This window comes from Oleiphilus sp. HI0067, from assembly GCF_001635735.1.
On sequence record NZ_LWFI01000949.1, the window covers coordinates 1 to 1,701 of the forward strand.

A 1,701-nucleotide genomic window follows, 5' to 3' on the forward strand; every position below is an offset into this window, starting at 1 on the left:
CTTAATCTGCTTTCTTCAAGTCAACAACGAGTGATGTTGCGTATAGCCATATACCTATCATGGCAGCAAAATACACAAGATCTCTGACGTCAATTACGCCACGAGATATCGCGGTAAAGTGGGTTAGAAAGCTCAAGTTCGCCACCGCATCAATTAGCCATAACGGTGCCCAACCTGAAAAAGCGTCTTGCACGATTGGAAATCCAGTCACAACGAGAACAAAGCTCACTACAAGTGTGAGAATAAAGGCGACAATCTGATTCTTGCTAAGCGCTGAAAGACATGAGCCCACAGCTAAAAAGCCACCCGACATAAGCCAAGCACCAATATAGGCACCAAGAATGACACCATTATCTGGGCTCCCAAGATAGTTAACCGTAATCCAAAGAGGAAAAGTTAGCACCAGTGCTAGACCAACAAACAGCCAAGCTGCGAGAAATTTACCTAGAACAACTTGCCACGTAGCAAGCGGCAAGGTCATCAACAATTCAATTGTTCCGCTACGTCGTTCTTCAGACCATAAGCGCATGGTGACAGCGGGAATAAGAACCAAATACAACCAAGGCACAAAGTTAAAGAAAGCGACTAGGTCTGCCTGACCGCGTTCAAAGAATTGACCAATGTAAAAAGTAAATACACCCGACAACATTAAAAAGATAACGAGAAATATATAGGCTACCGGCGTTGCAAAATAACTCGATAATTCACGCCCTAACACTACTTTTAAGGCGTTCATGAGTTCACCTCCTTTGAAGTCATTGCACGAAACACATCATCTAGCTTGCCTTGCTCAACATGCAGCTCATCGATCTGGTAAGAACCGCTATGCAAGACGGCATTCACGTCCGACAATATTGAATCTTTATTTTCAGACAGCACCTGTAACGCACCTTCAGAAAGTTCGTTCACCTTTGAAACGCGAGGCAATTGAATCAACTTAGCTTTAAGTTCCGAATGTCTTTCAGCAACGTGCACATGAATACTATTGTGATAAACCGATTTGGCCGCCAAGTCCTCAGGCGTGCCATCAAACTTAATTGCCCCATCAGAGAGAATCATTGCACGCGTACAAACCGCGCTCACCTCTTCAAGAATATGCGTGGAAACGATGACAATTTTATCTTTAGATAAGTTCTGTATGAGCTCTCGCACTTGATGCTTTTGGTTCGGATCAAGACCATCTGTAGGCTCATCTAAAATCAAAACCTGAGGATCATGAAGAATCGCTTGCGCCAAACCTAAGCGACGTTGAAAACCTTTGGAAAGAGTTTCAACACGTTTATTCAGCACACTATTCAGAGCGACTTTATCAACAGTTTCTTGAATACGCGTATTGAGATCAGACCCAGAAAAACCTCTAACTTTCCCGACAAATCTCAAGGAATCAAGCACAGTCATATCAGCATAAGCCGGCGCACCCTCAGGGAGATAGCCAATCAAACGCTTGGCCTCGACGGGCGTCTTCAACACATCAAACCCCATTACCGATACAGAGCCTGAGCTGGGTTGTAAAAAACCCGTCAGCATTTTCATCGTTGTCGATTTACCTGCGCCATTAGGGCCAAGAAAACCGAGTATTTCACCTGGTTCAACGGTAAATGTCAGTCCATTTACCGCAAAAAAATCACCAAATTGCTTAGTGAGTTTATCAACCGTAATCATGATGTTATTCGTCTCTAACTGGATCATTACTTATAAAAG

2 protein-coding genes are annotated in these 1,701 nt (G+C 43.6%); both read right to left on the reverse strand.

Translation table 11 applies throughout. The features are described from left to right. Position 1 precedes the first annotated feature (1 nt). Positions 2-736, reverse strand: coding sequence for an ABC transporter permease subunit (locus A3739_RS11940; RefSeq protein ID WP_068481997.1), 735 nt, complete (start codon positions 734-736; stop codon positions 2-4). Beyond that, complete coding sequence (locus tag A3739_RS11945; protein ID WP_068482087.1) at positions 733-1,662, reverse strand: ABC transporter ATP-binding protein; 930 nt, start codon at positions 1,660-1,662, stop codon at positions 733-735. The genes A3739_RS11940 and A3739_RS11945 overlap by 4 nt, the downstream gene beginning before the upstream one ends. Between the last annotated feature and the right edge of the window lie 39 nt (positions 1,663-1,701).